This is a genomic window from Flavobacterium sp., assembly GCF_044371705.1.
Taxonomy (GTDB): domain Bacteria; phylum Bacteroidota; class Bacteroidia; order Flavobacteriales; family Flavobacteriaceae; genus Flavobacterium.
Genome location: NZ_JBILTE010000034.1, coordinates 1 through 18,545 on the forward strand (window position 1 = coordinate 1; position 18,545 = coordinate 18,545).

Below are 18,545 nucleotides of genomic sequence, written 5' to 3' on the forward strand. Positions count from 1 at the left end.
TTATTCCTTTCAAATACGTTTCTTCGGCTAAATCTATTTTGTTTTGTTTGACATAAGCAAATCCTAATTCTCTGAAAAAATAATAATTTTTCGGATTGTTTTTAATTGCTTTTTCTAAAACCGGAATTGATTTTTCGTATTGACCTAAATGATTGTAGGCGTAGGCTAATTCAAATTCAAGTCCTTCGTAATGAGGGTTTATTTTATATGCTTTTTCTAGATAAACTAATGCTTTTTCACAGGCTCCAACATGGTTGTAGTGAAAACCTAAATCTTTCAAACTTTCTATGTTTTCTTCTCTTTGATAAATTGCCAACCATACAGGAACTTCTTCAAGGCCTAATTTTTTAATTGTAGTTTTAGGGAGAATAAATACATCAGAAGTTTTGTAGGGCTCCAGTCTGTATTTTATCATGCTACTTGGGTCGTTTTGATTAAGTTTAAAAGAACCGTCTTTATTTATTTGAGCTGTCCCTTCAAAATTTAAGGTAAATCCAGCCTGATAATCCAAATAGATAAAGCCATAGGGATAAACGCTGTCGGTTTCCTTTTTGGGAAAGAGCACCCATTTGTCTTTAGCATCATAATATTTTGTTTCAAATTTTATTGTTTCATTTGATGACTGACAATATGATACATAGGAAATTAGAGAAATAAAAATGGTTAGTATATTTTTTTTCATGATTAATAAGTATGTAAGTCAAATATAATAATTTTCTTTCGCTAATTTTGTGATTCTAAAAAACAAATTCAATGTCAACTATTCTAGCCTTTGCCGGAAGTAATTCTTCCACTTCTATCAATCACGAATTAGTAACCTATTTGACTACTCAATTGAAAGAGTCAACGTTTGAATTATTCAAATTGTCTGATATGGACTTGATTGTTTATAGTGAAGATGAACAACGAGATAATGGTTTTCCGTCGTCAATCAATCAAGTTTATAAGCATATTCAAGCATCTACCGGAATCATTATTTCTGTGAATGAACACAATAGCAATCCTTCTGCATTCTTTAAAAATGTATTGGATTGGTTGTCAAGATTAGACCGAAAGTTTTTAGAAGGTAAAAAAGTATTTTTACTAAGTGCTTCAACCGGAGCAAGAGGAGGTATGAGTTCGTTGGAACTAGTTAAAAATTTGATTCCACGTTTTGGAGGAGAAGTTACTGATACGTTTTCATTTCCTACATTCAAGGAAAATTTTTCAATTGAAAATAAAACAATCACCAACGAAGAATTGAAAAAAGAGATTTTATCAAAATTACACCAGTTTGAAAATCTATTGAAATAGCTTTTTGATGTTACGAACGGTCAAAAAATTCAAAATTGAAAATCCGGAATCCTTCAAAAGTAATTTGTTGGAATGGGGCAATCAGTTTAATGAGGTTGTTTTTTTAGACACGAACAATTACCATCACAGTTACATCACTTATGATTCGGTTTTGGCAATCGATGCTTTTACATCTATCAAAACCGATTACTTCAATGCCTTTGAAGATTTGCATCAATACCAATCACACACAAAAGATTGGTTGTTTGGTTATTTATCCTATGATTTAAAGAATGCTACAGAAGTTTTAACTTCTAAGAATTTTGACGGATTAGCATTTCCCGATTTGTATTTCTTCCAACCTAAAAAGCTATTTTTTTTGAAAAATAACGAAGTTGAGGTGCATTATCTCAGACTTTGCGACGATGAAATGGATGCTGATTTTGAGGAGATTGTGAGATGGAAGATGGAAGAGGGAAGATGGAAGAGGGAAGAGGGAAGATGGAAGATGGGAGATGGAAGAGGGAAGATGGGAGATGGGAGTTTGGAGTTTGGAGATGATACTAAAATTAAGATTCAACAACGAATTTCAAAAGAATCGTATACTGAAAAAGTTTCTCGAATGTTGGAACATATCCATCGCGGAGATATTTACGAAGCCAATTTTTGCATGGAATTTTATTCTGAAGAAGCACAAATTAACCCATTGGAAATCTATCAAAAACTGAATAAAATTTCTGAACCGCCTTTTGCTGTTTATTTTAAAAACAGTCACCATTATTTAATGTCCGCTTCTCCCGAAAGGTATTTAAAAAAGGAAGGAACTAAAGTTATTTCGCAACCGATTAAGGGAACAGCTCGAAGAAATACAGATGAAATTGCAGACAAACAAGCGAAAATAGATTTAGAAAATAATCCGAAAGAGCGAGCAGAAAATATTATGATTGTAGATTTGGTTCGCAACGATTTATCCCGAACAGCAACCAAAGGTTCAGTTGAAGTAGCGGAATTGTGTAAAATTTATACGTTCAAACAAGTACATCAAATGATTTCTACGGTAGTTTCTGAAGTAGAAAATACGACTTCGCCGGTTGAAATTATCAAATCTACTTTTCCTATGGGAAGTATGACCGGTGCTCCAAAAATTTCGGCCATGAACATTATCGAAGAATTGGAGGAAACCAAACGAGGCTTGTACAGTGGAGCTGTTGGTTATTTTACACCCGAAGGTGATTTTGATTTTAATGTCGTGATTCGCAGTATTTTATACAATTCCAGAAATCACTATTTATCTTTTTCCGTGGGAAGTGCCATTACATGCGAAGCCACTCCGGAAGGTGAATACGAAGAATGTTTGTTGAAAGCAAAAGCGATGTTTGAAGTCCTTCAATAACGACTTATTCTTTCATTCTCTCAAAAATCCTTACTTTTGAAAATGTTTTCAAAATTTCAAAATCACATCCTTTCAAATTTCCCTTTTTTACAGCAGGCTAAAATTCTTGTTGCTGTAAGTGGTGGATTAGACAGCATGGTTTTATTGGAATTATTGTTTCATTCAAAACTGGATATTGCAGTGGCTCATTGTAATTTTCAGTTACGAGATACAGAAAGTGAAGGCGACGAAAATTTTGTAAAGTCCTATTGCCAAGAAAATTCCATTCAAGGTTTTTTTCAAAGATTTGATACCAAGCAATTTGCCGAAGACAAAAAATTATCCATTCAACTCGCAGCCCGAAAACTTCGCTACCAATGGTTTTACGAATTATTGGAAAATGAAAACTTTGATTATGTTTTAACTGCTCATCACTTAGACGATCAATTGGAAACATTTTTAATTAATTTTTCGCGTGGAGCGGGTTTGGATGGATTGTGCGGAATTCCGTCACTTCATGATAAAATTGTTCGGCCACTTTTGATTTTTTCCAGAGCAGAAATTGAAACTTTTGCGAACGAAAATCAGTTGAAATGGAGAGAAGATTCCAGCAATGCATCGGATAAATACCTTCGCAATAAAATTCGTCATCAAGTGGTGCCGATTTTAAAAGAACTGAATCCAAGTTTTTTAGATTCGTTTGAAAAAACTATTCAAAACCTCAATCAAGCACAATCCTTGGTGGACGATGCCTCGCGAATTGTGTATCGAAAAGTGGTGAACGATGATAACAATCAAAAGATAATCAATCTTACAGAATTACTTCAATTAGCCAATTATCAGGCCTATTTGTATCAATGGTTGTCACCTTTCGGATTTTCAGCTTGGCAAGATATTTATGATTTGGTTACTGCTCAATCGGGAAAAATGATTTTTTCAGAACAGTTTCGATTGGTAAAAGATAGAGAAATACTTATTTTAGAACCTAAAAATGTTGAAAATTCTGAAGAATATCTTATTAATGAAAAGGATCTACAACTTAATTTTCCCTTAAAGTTGCGTTTTTGTGAGCTAAGTGACCTTTCAATATCAGATGCAAAAACTATATTTGTGGACTCAAAATTGGTAAAATTTCCTTTACTACTTCGAAAATGGAAAGAAGGCGATTATTTTTACCCATTTGGAATGAACGGAAAAAAGAAAGTGAGTAAATTTTTTAAGGACGAAAAATTTTCGTTACCCAAAAAAGAGACTACTTGGCTTTTGTGTTCAGAAAATAAAATTATATGGATCGTTGGCGAACGAATGGACGACCGATTTAAAATAACCGAACACACACAAACTATTTTAAAAATAGAATTATTATAATGAAGAACTTACTTTTTGCACTGCTTTTAATTTTTGTATTTACAAATACACAGGCACAAATTTTAGATCCTGTTAAGTGGAAAACTTCGATTGAACAAAAATCAGACACCGAATTTTTATTAAAATTTGATGCAACCATTCAAGAAGAATGGCATTTCTTTTCGCAGTTTACGCCGGATGGAGGTTCGTTACCTACCGTTTTTATATATGACGGTGCCAAGGGAAACTATCAGTTGGTTGGTAAAACAACCGAAAGCAAATACAAAAAAGTGTACAGCGATGTTTTTGGAGTAGACGAGTACATGTTTGAAGGAAAAGCTCAGTTTTCTCAGTTGATTAAAGTGACCAATCCGAATTTAAAATCAATAAAAGTTGAGGTGGAATACCAAGCTTGTTTGGAACAATGTATTCAACAATACAAAAGTTTTGATTTTAAGTTGCCGGCATTAAAAATACCAGCCTCCGAAACACTTGTTGCACCAGTTGTTGATACAGCTACTGTGGTTGCTGCGGAAGCAACAGTTAATGATTCCACTCAAGTAAAAGAAACAAAAGTTCAACCCGTAAAAGAAAAAAAGAAAGAAGAACAAAAAGGACTTTGGACTATTTTTATTATCGCGTTTTTCTCCGGATTTGCAGCATTATTAACCCCCTGCGTGTTTCCGATGATACCGATGACTGTGAGTTTCTTTACTAAGCAAAGTAAAGACCGAGCCAAAGGAATTAAAAATGCCATCATTTACGGACTTTCAATTATCGTTATTTATGTTGCTTTAGGAACACTTATAACCTATGCTTTTGGAGCAGATTCTTTAAACGAATTGTCAACTAGTGTTGCTTTCAATGTTATTTTCTTTGGGTTATTAATTTTCTTTGCAGCCTCGTTTTTAGGTGCTTTTGAAATTGTTTTACCTAATTCATGGGCTAATAAAGTAGATCGCCAAGCGGATAGAGGCGGAATCATCGGTATCTTTTTTATGGCATTAGCCTTGGCAATTGTTTCGTTTTCATGTACAGGTCCAATTGTAGGAACTTTGATTGTTGAAGCGGCTTCCAAAGGTGGAATTGCTCCGATTGTAGGGATGTTAGGCTTTTCTTCTGCTATTGCTTTGCCGTTTATGTTATTCGCTTTATTTCCGGGTTGGATGAACACTTTACCAAAATCGGGCGGATGGTTGAATACGGTGAAAGTATCTTTAGGGTTTTTAGAATTGGCTTTTGCCTTTAAATTTTTATCCAATGCCGATTTAGTTTTACAATTGCATTGGTTTGAAAGAGAAACCTTTTTAGCCATTTGGATTGCTGTTTTTGGTATTTGGGCGTTGTACTTGTTTGGCAAAATATCGTTGCCACACGATAGCCCGTTGCAGCATATTTCCGTTGGACGATTGTTTATGGGATTGTTTGTCTTGAGTTTTACAGTTTACATGATACCCGGACTTTGGGGAGCACCATTGAAAATTATATCCGGTTTTCCACCACCGTTGAATTATAGCGAAAGTCCAACAGGTATCGGAAGTGGTGGGTCAGGCGATTCACAAGTGCTGTCAAAAGGGGCACATGCAGGACCGCATGGTATTATTGCCTTTCATGATTATGAACATGGAATGGCTTATGCAAAACAAGTGAACAAACCTGTGCTACTCGATTTTACAGGTTATGCTTGCGTCAATTGTCGTAAGATGGAAGATTATGTTTGGTCGGATAAAAGAATTCATTCGATACTTAAAAATGAAGTTGTTTTAATATCCTTATATGTAGATGATAAAAAAGAATTGCCGGAAAGTGAAAAGTATGTTTCCAAAGAAACCGGTAAAAAAATAAAAACAATTGGTAACAAATGGAGTGACTTTCAAATTACAAAATACAAAGCCAATGCTCAGCCCTACTATTTAATTTTGGATACCGAAGGCAATACGCTTTCAGCTGAACCTGCAAGTTATGATCCTGATATTGAGTTGTATGAAGATTGGCTGGATGAAGGCATTTCAAAATTTAAGAAATAAAAGAATTGATCCGTTTTAAAGTCCCTGAAATACATTTATTTCGGGGATTTTTCTTTTGAAGTAAAATCAAAATTGTGAAAAATAAATAGTTGCAAATTGTTGTTTATTTTAGAGATGTCGGATGTATTTGCTAAAATTAGTTGTTTCATATAAGCCAATTGAAACGACATGTTTTTTGTTTGATAACCCATTCCTAAAGAGAATCTGTTTTGATCAAATCGGAAGTTATTGGTGATTTCTTCGCCGGCGTTGAACATAATTTCATCAGAAGCTAACGTGTAAAAGCGATTGCCCGTTTTTGGATTTTTATCGAAATTATATCGCATTTGAAATAAGTACCTTAATCGATAATTAAAGTTGTAATCGGAAGTAGCTCGATCCTCAATAATCGTTTTTCTAAACCTCGCCTCGTAACGCAATCGATGAAAAAAATTAAAGGTTGAGCTGGCATGAACGGATGTGGTTTGCCCCCAAATCCGTTGTTCTAATCGAAAAGTTTCATTATTTTCAAGCGGATAGAACCAAGCCACCGCATATCCTAAAGTGCTGGTTGTTTTGAGTTTGTTTTCAAAGTGATACGTGAGACCCGTTCTAATAATATAAAAGCTGTCCGGAACCCAATGGGTGTCATTCCACAACGAGTAGTTTTTTGATAGTTTAGATTGCGTCAAGTAACCCATCCAAATCTGTTCGTTTTCTGTCTCATTTGACTGTGAAAAAAGAGTTTGAGAAAAAAATACCGACAAAAAAATCCAAATGAATTTGAAGCCTCTCATTTGTTAATGTAATTTATTTGTAAAAATACTTCATTTCCAACGAATATTTTTTGATATTTGTCATAGATAAATTTATACGCCATGTTAGTTAAAGTATTTGGAAGTGCCGTTTTCGGTGTCGAAGCCACGACGATTACAGTAGAAGTAAACATTGATAAAGGAATAGGATACCATCTGGTAGGACTTCCTGACAATGCCATCAAAGAAAGCAGTTACCGCATTGCTGCTGCTTTAAAAAACAACGGGTATTCCTTACCCGGAAAAAAAATCACCATCAACATGGCTCCGGCCGATTTACGTAAAGAAGGATCTGCTTATGATCTGACATTGGCAATTGGAATTTTGGTTGCCTCCGGACAAATTAGAGCTGATGAGTTACAACACTATGTAATTATGGGAGAATTGTCTTTGGATGGTGGTTTGCAACCCATTAAAGGAGCTCTTTCCATTGCTATCAAAGCAAAAGAAGAAGGTTTTAAAGGGTTTATACTTCCCATACAAAATGTCAAAGAAGCCGCAATTGTGGAAGGTTTAGATGTGTATGGTATTGAAAATGTAGTACAAGTAATCGATTTTTTTGAAGGAAGGGGAACCATTGAACCTACAATTATTGATACGCAAGAAGAATTTTCCAAAACGTTAGATTTTCCTGAATTTGATTTTTCAGATGTCAAAGGACAAGAAAGCATCAAGCGATGTATGGAAATTGCTGCGGCTGGCGGACACAATATTATTTTAATTGGTCCGCCCGGTTCCGGCAAAACAATGCTTGCCAAGCGATTGCCAAGTATTTTACCACCAATGACCATGAAAGAGGCGTTGGAAACAACTAAAATTCATTCGGTCGCAGGTAAAATAAAAGATGCCGGATTGATGAGTCAGCGACCCTTTCGTAGTCCGCATCACACGGCTTCGTCCGTTTCTTTAGTTGGTGGTGGAAGCTATCCGCAACCGGGAGAAATCTCGTTGGCTCACAACGGAGTCTTATTTTTAGATGAATTACCGGAGTTTAAACGAGAAGTACTGGAAGTGATGCGACAACCATTAGAAGATAGAGAAGTCACTATTTCACGGGCTAAATTTACAATCACTTATCCATCATCATTTATGTTAGTGGCAAGTATGAATCCTAGTCCGAGTGGTTATTTTAATGATCCCAACGCTCCTGTTAGTTCTTCACCGGCTGAAATGCAGCGTTATCTGGGTAAAATTTCAGGACCTTTATTGGATCGTATTGATATTCATATCGAAGTAACTCCGGTTCCCTTTGAAAAACTAACAGAAACAAGAAAAGCCGAGAGCAGCATCGAGATTAGAAAGCGTGTAACCAAAGCAAGAAAGATTCAAACCGAGCGTTTTGAATCGATGAATCATATCCACTACAATGCACAAATGAATAGCAAACACATTCGTGAATATTGTGTTTTAGATGAGGCTTCGTTGCAATTGCTCAAAACCGCCATGGAGCGATTAAATCTCTCTGCCAGAGCGTATGACAGAATTCTGAAAGTTTCCAGGACTATTGCAGATTTAGAGGGTTCAGAAGGGCTCAAACCGGCACATATTGCAGAAGCTATTCAATACAGAAGTTTGGATCGGGAAGGATGGTTGGGGTAAAGGGTTTCAAAAATCAATTCAATAGCATCATCAATATTCCATGTGCGACAGCACTAACTTGCCTCCGACTTTAGTCGGAGGATTATTAAAAAATATAATCCAAAATCTTAATTATATGCCATATCTAAAAATATACATTCATTTTGTCTGGTGCACAAAAAACAGATATCCATTTTTAAACACCATTGAATCGAGACAGTTAGTTTGGAATCATATAAAAGAAAATGCTAAACAGAAAGGAATTCATGTTGATTTTGTCAATGGTTATGAAGATCATTGCCATTGTTTAATTTCACTGGGAATTAATCAAAGTGTTGAAAAAGTAATGCAATTAATTAAAGGTGAATCATCTTATTGGATAAATAAAAACCCTAATCTATTTCCCAATTTAAAAGGAAAAAGATTCGAATGGCAAAGTGAATTTTTTGCATTGTCTGTTTCTGAATCTATTTTAAAAAGGGTGCGGAATTATATTAAAAATCAGGAAGCTCATCATTGTAAAAAATCTTTTGATGATGAATATGAAAAGATTCGTAAGGTTTTTAAAAATGGAGTAACGGGTGAAACAAAAACATCCGACTGAAGTCGGATGAAATTTAGTGCTGTCGCACATAGAAGATTGAATCTGTCGCACCTAGAAGATTAAATCTGTCGCACATAGAAGATTGAATCGAATAATCAGGACGAGACGAGTCATTAATCAATAAATTTATAATACCTCGCTCCAACTAAAACCGGATTTTCTTTTTCAATAAAATCCAAAACAAATTCATTAGATGGTTTGACAACAGACTGCTTTAATTCTTTTTTATGGAGCTTTTCATAGGTATCAAAATCAATCGGTTTACACGATTCTAAAGTTTTAAAAATATTGATTTTTGAGATTTGCTTATTCCAAACAGACGCAACTGTGGCTTCAAAAACTTTCGATTTGGAACCGCTTCCGTAAGCAATGAATCCAACTTTCTGGTTTTCCAACTTCGTGTTTTTTTGAGCATGATAACAAAGGGTAGAAATCAATCCTAAAAAAATAGAACCGGTATAAATATTTCCAATTTGTCCCGAGGCAATTTCTGAAGGAACTATTTTTTCATTTACAAACTGCAAGTATTCAGGAGTTTTAGCGAGTCCTTTAATTTTGTCTTTGGTTGTTTCTCCAATTTGCTGTTCAAGTAAGATCGGATTTTCATTGGCAAAAATTTCAATGAAAGTGCGTCTTCCTTGAAAACAGTAAGGTAGGTGCATTAAAACAGCTGACCAATTTTCGTAGACTTTTCCATGCTGATTGCTTTCAGTTTTAAAGTGATTGTAAGCATCTACAATGCGATTAATATAACATTGGTTAGAGTATTGACCGTCAAATACAGGTTGCTCTTTATAAATTGCCACTTCGTCTTCTAAAACTTCTAGCCATTCGGGATTGTCGGTTTTATTGGTAATTTCTTCTTTTGAAAAATACCGGCGTGGCTTAAAGAAGTCAAAAACACCTTCGGTGGAAACGCCAACTTCAGTTGTAAAACTTAAAATTCTTGGGTTCACTGCAACTAGTAGTGCAATTGCACCTGCTCCTTGCGTATATTCGCCGGAAGAATTCAAATCATATTTAGCATTGTCGGAAGCAATTACAATAGCTTTTTTAGTTGGATTCAAACGTATGTAATCCAAACAGTTTTGAAGAGCGTCCACTGCTCCAATGCAAGCAAAAGTTAAGTCGACTATATCACAATTTCTGAAAGATCTTTCGCCTAACTGACTTTCTAAAAGTGATAAAACATAGGAAGCAACAGGTTTTGAGCTATCAACGCCACTTTCGGTGCCTACATAAATTCTAGAAATTTCAGACGGATTTAAACCTTCTTGTTGAATCAATTTCAAACAAGCATTGGCAGCAAAAGTCACTACATCTTGGTGAACATCAGGAAAACTCATTTTTTGCAAACCGAGTCCTGTGATAAGTTTGTCCGGTTCAATATTTCGCTGATTTGCCAGGGAAGTTATGGGTAAATATACTTTAGGAATATCGTATGCGATGCTGTCAATACCAACGTTCATTTGTATAGATTTAAAGTAACAAATGTATAAAAGCGAAAATCAAAATGTATTGAACAATTCATAAAAAGAATGTTCCGGAAATCGAATTACGAATGTTTTAAAAAAGAGAAGTTTTTATTTTGAAAAGCACATAAATTTTCCTGAATACTGCATTTAATTCAATGCTTTAAAGGTGTCACCTTGTTTGATATCACCGCTTTTAAATCCTTTCCCAAACCATTTAACGCGTTGCTCTGAAGTGCCATGTGTAAATGAATCAGGCACTACATGGCCTTGCATCTTTTTTTGAATGGCATCATCACCAACGGCTTGAGCAGCACTTAGAGCTTCTTCAATATCACCTTCATCAAGGTAATTGCTGTTGTAATGTGTCCAAAGTCCGGCATAGAAATCAGCTTGTAATTCTAAGGAAACTGATAATTTGTTGCCTTCCGTTTTTGTTAAACTTTGTTGTAGTTGTCGAACTTTTCCCGAGGTGCCTAATAAAGTTTGTACATGATGACCCACTTCATGAGCAATGACATAAGCAATGGCATAATCGCCGCCTTGGGCTCCGAAACGAGTTTGCAGTTCATCAAAAAAGTCTAAATCCATATATACTTTTTGATCTCCAGGGCAATAAAAAGGGCCTGAGGCAGAGGTTGCTCCGCCGCATGCTGACTGAACAGAACCGCGAAATAAAACCAATTTTGGTTCTACATAGGTCATTCCGTTTTCTTCAAAAATTCGATGCCAGACATCTTCGGTGTCTGCTAAAACAGTTGCAACATATTCACCCATTTTCTGATCTTCGGCAGACAATGGTTCACCTGCACCAGTTTCAGTTTGTTGCTGTTGCACTTGATTTTGTAATTCCTGGATGAGTTGCGCATTGTCACCACCCATAAATAGTTGAATAATTAAAAATACAACACCAATTAAACCGCCACCTGCCATGACTTTTCCGCCGGTTCCCATGCCTCTGCGGTCTTCCATGTTTGTACTTTGTCTGCGACCTTCCCATTTCATAAGCTAATTGATTACAAGTTAGATATAAATTTATTGAATTTTATTTTACGTTCAACCAAGTTTCAAAAGTTTGTTCCAAAATACCTTTCATAATTGGTTTTGATATGTAGTCATTCATTCCTGCTTCAATGCATTTTTCTTTTTCATCAATCATTGTTCCTGCTGTTAATGCAATAATAGGAACAGTTGAATAGCCGCATATTTTTCTAATTTCTTGTGTTGCGACATAGCCATTCATCGCAGGCATTTGGATATCCATTAAAAGTAAGTCGAATCTCGTTTTTTTACATTCAGCAATTGCATTAAAGCCATTATTGACTTGAATTATTTTACTATTTGGAGCAATCTTTCGTACCAATGTTTTAGCTAATAAAGCATTCACATTGTTGTCTTCGATTATCAAAATGGCAACTTCCGCAGAGGTTGAATAATTGTTTAGCGTTTCAGCTTTTAATTCTCCTCTATCTTCGTCATTTGTAGGTTGTGTCAGAATTAAATCAAAATAGAAAGTACTTCCAAGATTGGGTTCACTTATTAATTCTAGTTTACTATTCATTAATGCCAGAATCGTACTTGAGATACTTAATCCGAGTCCGGTTCCTCCAAATTTTCGGGTAGTTGAAATGTCTTCCTGCGTGAACGCATCAAATATTTTTATTTGGTTTTTTGGTTCGATTCCAATTCCTGTGTCACAAACAGAAAAACGTAAACTTATATTGTTGTTTTTGTTTATTTTTAGTGGCTCTATCATTAAAGTTACAGTCCCTTCTAATGTAAATTTGACAGCATTTGCCAATAAGTTAATTAAAACTTGTTTAAGCCTTAGTGGGTCGATGAATAAATTAACAGGAACAGTGGAATCTATTTCCAGATTTAGATTTAGTCCTTTGTCGATTGCAATGTATTTTACGGTGTCAATAACTTCTTCTGCCAGACTTTTTATAGGGCATATTTCAGGCACTAAGTCTATTGTTCCAGATTCTATTTTTGAAAAATCTAAGATATCATTAATCAATCCCATCAGCGTATTGGCCGATTGATGAATGGTTTTCATGTATAAAGATTGATTTGTATTTAAATCAGTTTGGATAAGTAGGTCTGTAAAACCAATAATTCCATTTAACGGCGTCCGAATTTCGTGGCTCATATTAGCTAGAAATTCTGATTTAGATTTGTTTGCTGCAATGGCAAGTTCCTTCTCTTTTATTGCATTTTCTTTATTTTTGCGTTCAGTTATGTCAATAAAGATTCCTTCTATAAAATCGATTGTATCGCCATCTTTTACGATATCTCCAAATTCTTCTACCCAAACAATGGTGCCGTCTTTTTTAATGATTCGATATTCTTGGTGAATTTTTTCTCCTTTTTGCAGTATGTTTTTTTGTTGTGTAATGATTTGCTCTTTATCTTCCGGATGAATTAAATCAATGTAGGATACTTTTTTCTCCAAGAACTCTTCTTTGGTAAATCCGGTTAAATTTTTTACTTCGTCATTGATGTATATTTTTGTCCATTCATTGTCATTTTTTGAAAGATATACAGTTCCAGGAATATTTTCTGCTAAAAGGCGGAATTGTTCTTTGCTTTTATGTAGTAAGTTTTCATTTAAATTTCGTTCGATAGCGGAGGATATTGTGTTTACTAAAGTTTCTAAAATAGTTACTTCATCATCACCCCAAATTCTTTCTGTGGTACAGTCATCAAAACCAAGACACCCCACTAATTTATTTTTTACAAATACCGGAAAAATTAGCACTGAAAGGATATTTTGTTCTTTCATTAATTCCTTAAATTCACTTTCAAAAATATCTTTCACCAATTTTTTATAAATCTTTTTAGACTTCAGTGGTACTACAATATCAATAAAAAATTCAAAAGGGACTTCTTGTAAATTCGGATTATTTATCTGTGGCTCTATATTTTGATTGGTCCATTCAAATTTTTGAGAAACGAGTCTTTTTTGTTCATCAGCCTCAAAATAGTAAATCCGATCTGCGTTGGTTGCTGCTCCAAGAGTTTTTAGGATGTCATTCAAAATATTGAATACATCTTGATGGGAAAGAATTTTTTCTGAAATTTTGCTTATAACAGTCAAAACTTCACTTTTATATTTTAGGTTTCTTTCAGCTATTTTTCTTTTTTGTGTTTCGATCCCTAGTGATATGATTTCAGATACAGACCGTGTAAAATTCACGTCTTCATTATCCCAATATCTGATTTCTTTTGTTGCCTCAAAACAAATGATTCCATATAGTTTTCCATTGATAAAAACGGGGTAATCTACTAATGAAAAAATGGAGTGCTTTTTAAAATAATTCGTGACAAACTCAGAAATTTCATATTGTTTAGAGACATCTGACGCAATGATGATTTGTTCTTTTTCAATAGCTTCAAAATAAATAGGAAAATCAGATCTCAGCAGTGTGCTTTCTTTGGAGTGTGTGTTGGTGTGCAAATCATATAAATTCTGGCATTCAATTCGGTCTGAATAATATTTCCAAAAACTTATACGTTGGATAGTAGCCGCATTTGAGGCCGTTTCAAAAATTTCTTTTAACAACAGCGAAAGATTGTCATGATTGGTAAAATTCGTGGTAGACAACTTTGTTAGTGCCTTGTGGTATTTTTTAATCTTTTCCTGACGAAGATTGTTTTCTATTTCTAAATTTCTTAATAATGTAATATCTCTTGCTATCCCGGAATAACCTAAAATTTCGCCATACTCATTTCGTTTAGCAGATACTTTTTGAGAAATCCAAATTTCTTCCCCTTTTTTGTTTAAAATAGGAAATTCCAAAATAGTGTTGTTATCTAAATGCTTTAGTTCTTCGGTATAAAAATTAACAATTTTTGACCGGTAGTCTGCTCTAACCAATTCGCCAAAATACTTTTGCATCAGTTCATTTAGTTCATAGCCAAGAATTTTGCATGAAAAAGAATTGATGTAAGTGAATTTTCCGTCGTCATCTGTTTCAAAAATCAAATCGGCGGCACTTTCAACTAAATTTTGGTACTGATTTTCCAGCTTAATTTTATCAGTTATATCGTTTCCGATTCCCACAAAAACATCGTCCCCAAATTGTTTGTCAACCCACTGAATGTATTTATATTGTCCATCTTTGCATTTCAATTTACGTGTATACATACGTTCACTAACATAGGCATTATGGTAGTCTTCACCAATAAATTCGCTATCCTCTGTCAGATGCCAAAATCCCATGCCTAAAACTTCATCTATTGTATAGCCTAAAATTGGAAGAATCGTTTCACTACAATAGGTGAGTTCCCCATTTTTTCTAGTTGCAACAATCAGTGAATTCCCTTTGTTTACAATTTCATTAGCAAAAAGAAACTTATTTTTAGTATTTAAATGGGTAATGTGTCGAATAAAATTTATGATAATAATCAACAGTAAACTTAAAAGTAGTGATAATCCGGTCTCAAATTTTAAATCTTCTGTAATGGTTAATATCAAAACAGCTACGAATGTGCAACCAACAAAAATCCAGTACTCATTGATTTTCTTGAAAATGTCATAGGAAAAGAACAATAAAACTAAAAGTGCAGAATAGCTGATTAATTCGAGTTGTTGAAAGGTGATTAAGGTCTTTAGAATTATAAATAGATAAATTATAAAGATACTTTGAAACCCTCGATGAAGGTATTTTTTAATAATACTCAATTTCGTGCTGAGGTAAAAAATTATAAAAAAAACAAAACCGAAGATGAAGTTGTAAATTTTTGGTTCTTCTCTTATTCTAAAAATATGTAAAAGAATCTCGATAGCAGGAATAACTACCGCAAAGAATAAAAAATACCTTTGATACTCTATGTGAGAATAATTTACCTCTGAAAAATATTTGATGAATTTATTATTGTATTTTTTTTGATTTGCGTAAATCTTTACTGTAAATACAACTAGAAACGCAATAAATAATACAATAAACAACCCTTCTAAAATTGAAACAAAGTTTGCAATTCGCGAAAAGTGTAGCACAAGTTTTTTTAATTCAAGATTTAGTAGGCTACTAATCAAATTGGAGTCAAACCAATTCCGATTAAAGATAAAAAGGGGCATTTGGTTTTATTTTATTTGCAAATAACCTTGCTAAAATAGCAATTAATTTGAATAAATAAAGGTATTAATCATTCTTTTCTAAGCTCTTAACAAAAATGGAAAACTCCAAAATTCAATTTGGAGTTCTATTTTGGGTATTTTTTGAATTATTTAGTCTAAGGTTGTTCCTATATCTTCAATTTCAGAAGTTTCATCCGCAGGGAATACAGTGTTGTAAAGGGTATAAATTATTGAGTTCCAAAAAGGGATTGTAAAAAATATACCAATACATAATCCTATTAAACCTACAAGCACACCAACGATACCGACGACAGCTAAAGCAAAAACAATAAAAGGCTGCTTAACTACTAATTGAATACTTTTTACTAGTGCGTCAATTCCGTTTTGATTGCCAAATACAATTAATGGTAAATATAGTAGCGTAAAAAATGTTATAATATAGGTAAATACTACACCTATAACCTGATATTCAAGAAATTCAAATAAAAATGTAATTCCCAAATTAATTAGTGCCAACAGCGAAGCCGCTATGAAAAGCTCCTTAAAATAGGCCGTTTTGTAGTAGTCAAAGATAGTTCCTATCGAAAATTCTTTATTGTGCTCTGCAAGATGAGCCATTTTAAAGAAACCGGCATTTATTGGACTTGCTAGTCCAGAAATAATTACCATTCCTAAAACATAAATTATTATACCAACTGCGGTAAATTTGGTTGGATCTAAATTGGTTAATATTTCAGTGAAATCATTTATGCCTAACATTGTGACGGCCAGTGCAGAACCGATTCCCACAATCGCTAATACTATGAGGAGATAGGCAAGTCCGCCAAGCAGAGCAATTTTTTTATAATTTTCAAATGCTTTTTCAATTACAGTACCTAAATCTACTGAGTAACCATTTGCAATTGCGTGATCAATTTTTGTAGTGTTTTTGTCCATTTTCTATGATTTAAAGCCAAGATAATATTTTTTTAAGATACTTCAATTTATTTTTATAAGGTGCGAAACGAAGATTATTATCACCCCAATTGGGTTTTTTTACAATTGATTTTTTATGTGAAAATGTATCAAATCCTAGTTTCCCGTGGTAAGCTCCCATTCCGCTATTTCCAACGCCACCAAAAGGCAAACGTTTGTTTGCAAAATGAATCATACAATCATTGACACAACCTCCACCAAAGGAATAATTTGTGAGCATTCTTTCAGCAAAATCTTTGTCGTTGGAATACACATAAAGCGACAATGGTTTTTCGAAAGACAATATGATTTTATCTAAATCTTTTTCATCGTGATAAGAAATGATGGGTAAAATAGGCCCGAAAATTTCATCTTTCATTACTTCGCTCGACAAAGAGGGTTCATCAATTAAAGTCGGACTAAGGTAATTATCTTTTTCATTGATTATTCCACCAAAAAGTACTTTTGAAGGTTCAATCATTTCCGAAAGTCTCTTCCAGTTTTTAGGATTAATAATTCGTGCAAAATCTTTTGATTCTTCCGGATTTTCTCCATAAGCCCTGGTAATTTCCTTTTTTAGCAATTCAACTAAATTATACTTTTCCTTTCCTTGAACCAAAATGTAGTCGGGAGCAATACATGTTTGTCCGGCATTCACAAATTTACTCCAAACAATACGTTTGGCGGCGACTTCTAAATTGGCGTTTTCGTCAATAATACATGGATTTTTGCCTCCCAGTTCTAAAGTGATGGGAGTAAGGTATTTTGCCGCAGCTTGTGCAACAATTTTACCAACGGGTACACTTCCGGTGAAAAAAATGTAATCCCAACGTTTTTCTAATAATGATTGCGTGAATGCTGCACCGCCATTTACTACTACAACTTCCTTTACGTCAAATACTTCTTCTACAATTTTTGTAATAATTTGCGAAGTATGAAAGGTAAGTTCGGAAGGTTTCAATACAACAGTGTTTCCGGCAGCCACAGCAGCAATCATGGGACACATTGCTAGTTGAAACGGATAATTCCATGGTGCAATTAGTAAAACTCTTCCATACGGTTCCGAATAAATAAAATCGGAAGATGGAATATTTAAAAGGGAAGGCCAAATACGTTTGGGTTTGGACCAGCTATTTATATTTGAAATAGTGTGTTTTAAATCAGAAACAACATAACTGGTTTCTGTAATAACCGTTTCAAATGCAGGTTTTTTAAAATCCTTATACAAGGCATCAATTATTTGAGCCTCATTCCTTTGAATTGTTTTTAAAAGCTTTTTTAAGAGGAACTTTCGTTTAGCAATTGAAGTAATCGAAGTCATTTTTCATGGTTTAATGGAATCAAATATACTTAGAAATATTAATTTTTGCCAATTCCAAAACGGAAACCAACATAAATATCGGCTTCTTTACTGTCATTTATCAGGGCAGTAATTACTGAACCTGAACCAATAAAAAATCCACCCGCTCTAAAACCAACTCCTGCATTGAAACCTGAAATTTCATTTTGAGTTAAAGGCGTAAAAACTTCAAAATGTTCCAAACTAAATCGAGGTGTCAGGGTTAAAATATTTTGAGCAGTAATTTGATCGTTAGCTTGATCATCGCCTAGCTTTTGTTGAATAAAAAGTGACGCATAAAACTTAGGTATAATTTTAAGATCTGCGTACGCATTGAAAACTGTTGGTAGTTGCACTGCAAAGTCTTTTTTGCCATTTACAGTTGTTAAATAGCCGCTGTCTAAAAGAATCTGTTCTACCTCCTCAATGCTTTCAATGCCACTAAAAACATCCAAATCAAGTCCTGGATTTTGTACAGTTGCTTCAGGAATTGTTAAAGTGTAATTTATTGACGAATTATTAGCATCTTTAAAGGTCATTTCACCGATATTCCTTATAGAAATTCCTGAGTTCAAACGATAACCTTTGTCAGCATCTTTAATCATGAAATTTACTCCCAAGTCAACACCATAGCCATTTAAACTGCCAAAAACTGATTGATAATAATTCTCCACATTAGTAAAATCATTCGCTAAATTTCCTG

At 34.1% G+C, this 18,545-nt stretch carries 14 protein-coding genes; 6 read left to right on the forward strand and 8 right to left on the reverse strand.

Going from position 1 to position 18,545, the window contains the following annotated elements:
- Positions 1-682 (reverse strand): tetratricopeptide repeat protein (locus tag ACIQ2S_RS03995; protein ID WP_396172991.1); only part of this gene is annotated, 682 nt, incomplete at its 3' end.
- Between the two features lie 71 nt (positions 683-753).
- Between ACIQ2S_RS03995 and ACIQ2S_RS04000 the strand changes: the two genes are divergently transcribed.
- Genes ACIQ2S_RS04000 through ACIQ2S_RS04015 form a run of 4 tightly spaced genes read left to right on the forward strand, consistent with a single transcriptional unit; the run spans position 754 to position 6,018 of the window.
- The gene (locus tag ACIQ2S_RS04000; RefSeq protein ID WP_396172993.1) at positions 754-1,293 is read left to right on the forward strand and encodes an NADPH-dependent FMN reductase; all 540 of its coding nucleotides are present in this window, start codon (positions 754-756) and stop codon (positions 1,291-1,293) included.
- Between the two features lie 7 nt (positions 1,294-1,300).
- Positions 1,301-2,665, forward strand: coding sequence for an anthranilate synthase component I family protein (locus ACIQ2S_RS04005; protein ID WP_396172995.1), 1,365 nt, complete (start codon positions 1,301-1,303; stop codon positions 2,663-2,665).
- A gap of 42 nt (positions 2,666-2,707) precedes the next feature.
- On the forward strand, positions 2,708-4,012 hold the full coding sequence (tilS, locus tag ACIQ2S_RS04010; RefSeq protein WP_396172998.1) for a tRNA lysidine(34) synthetase TilS: 1,305 nt from the start codon (positions 2,708-2,710) through the stop codon (positions 4,010-4,012).
- The gene (locus tag ACIQ2S_RS04015; protein ID WP_396173000.1) at positions 4,012-6,018 is read left to right on the forward strand and encodes a protein-disulfide reductase DsbD family protein; all 2,007 of its coding nucleotides are present in this window, start codon (positions 4,012-4,014) and stop codon (positions 6,016-6,018) included. The genes tilS and ACIQ2S_RS04015 overlap by 1 nt, the downstream gene beginning before the upstream one ends.
- A 35-nt stretch (positions 6,019-6,053) precedes the next feature.
- Here ACIQ2S_RS04015 and ACIQ2S_RS04020 read toward each other — a convergent pair whose 3' ends face one another.
- Complete coding sequence (locus ACIQ2S_RS04020) at positions 6,054-6,794, reverse strand: DUF2490 domain-containing protein (RefSeq protein ID WP_396173003.1); 741 nt, start codon at positions 6,792-6,794, stop codon at positions 6,054-6,056.
- An 81-nt stretch (positions 6,795-6,875) separates the two neighbouring features.
- On the opposite strand from ACIQ2S_RS04020, the gene ACIQ2S_RS04025 reads away from it, so the two are divergent.
- Positions 6,876-8,411, forward strand: coding sequence for a YifB family Mg chelatase-like AAA ATPase (locus ACIQ2S_RS04025; protein ID WP_396173005.1), 1,536 nt, complete (start codon positions 6,876-6,878; stop codon positions 8,409-8,411).
- 115 nt (positions 8,412-8,526) lie between these two features.
- Positions 8,527-8,994: an IS200/IS605 family transposase gene (gene tnpA / locus ACIQ2S_RS04030; RefSeq protein ID WP_396173009.1), complete on the forward strand. Its 468-nt coding sequence runs from the start codon at positions 8,527-8,529 to the stop codon at positions 8,992-8,994.
- 113 nt (positions 8,995-9,107) lie between these two features.
- On the opposite strand, the gene ACIQ2S_RS04035 is transcribed toward tnpA, so the two are convergent.
- The 6 genes from ACIQ2S_RS04035 to ACIQ2S_RS04060 form a co-directional block, all read right to left on the reverse strand.
- Positions 9,108-10,463 (reverse strand): hydroxymethylglutaryl-CoA synthase family protein, encoded by a 1,356-nt coding sequence (locus tag ACIQ2S_RS04035; protein ID WP_396173013.1) that lies wholly within the window; start codon positions 10,461-10,463, stop codon positions 9,108-9,110.
- Between the two features lie 153 nt (positions 10,464-10,616).
- Complete coding sequence (locus tag ACIQ2S_RS04040; RefSeq protein ID WP_396173016.1) at positions 10,617-11,471, reverse strand: neutral zinc metallopeptidase; 855 nt, start codon at positions 11,469-11,471, stop codon at positions 10,617-10,619.
- Between the two features lie 40 nt (positions 11,472-11,511).
- Positions 11,512-15,153, reverse strand: coding sequence for a PAS domain S-box protein (locus ACIQ2S_RS04045; protein WP_396173020.1), 3,642 nt, complete (start codon positions 15,151-15,153; stop codon positions 11,512-11,514).
- A 546-nt stretch (positions 15,154-15,699) separates the two neighbouring features.
- Positions 15,700-16,485, reverse strand: a complete 786-nt coding sequence (locus tag ACIQ2S_RS04050; RefSeq protein ID WP_396173024.1) for a hypothetical protein — start codon at positions 16,483-16,485, stop codon at positions 15,700-15,702.
- 10 nt (positions 16,486-16,495) lie between these two features.
- A complete protein-coding gene (locus tag ACIQ2S_RS04055) occupies positions 16,496-17,824 on the reverse strand; it encodes an aldehyde dehydrogenase family protein (protein WP_396173026.1) in 1,329 nt (442 codons plus the stop codon).
- A gap of 38 nt (positions 17,825-17,862) precedes the next feature.
- Positions 17,863-18,545 (reverse strand): DUF5723 family protein (locus ACIQ2S_RS04060; RefSeq protein WP_396173027.1); only part of this gene is annotated, 683 nt, incomplete at its 5' end.